Source organism: Polaromonas sp. P1_G2, assembly GCF_056405515.1.
The window spans coordinates 1-422 of sequence record NZ_JBFUBY010001329.1; the positions used below are offsets into that span (position 1 = coordinate 1).

The 422-nt window shown below is 62.6% G+C and carries 1 protein-coding gene; it reads right to left on the reverse strand.

The window, feature by feature from the left end; translation table 11 throughout:
- Positions 1-422: hypothetical protein (locus AC1D0P_RS30400; protein ID WP_477680133.1), on the reverse strand; the 422-nt coding region annotated here is incomplete at both ends.

The window sequence follows — 422 nt, forward strand, 5'->3', positions numbered from 1 at the left end:
GTGCCGATGTGCCGGCAGCGATCTGCGCGACCTGTATCGGCCGCGGAAGGGCGGCATGATCGCGCGTCAGCATGGTTGAAATCAGGGTCACGGCCAGAGCGGCGGCGGCAATCGAGAACTCCACTGGTTTCCGCGCTACGATATGCGTACCGATCAACAACAGCGGCACAATCAAGAGCGCGGCAAACACCACCATGATGCCCTTTGTTCCCAACTTCCGAAGCGCGATTGGCCAAAATCCGAATACGATCGCACCCGCGGCGAGGATGAAAGGCAGCTTCTGCTTGGAGGACACCGGCGGCCAACCGGGCCAGCCTTCCAATGTCAGGTAGGCGATGACGACCGCCAGCAACAGGCATGCGGCCAACAGGCCGGTTTCAGCCCCGGCGCGGAAGGTTCCGACGAAATAGGCCAGCCCGCCC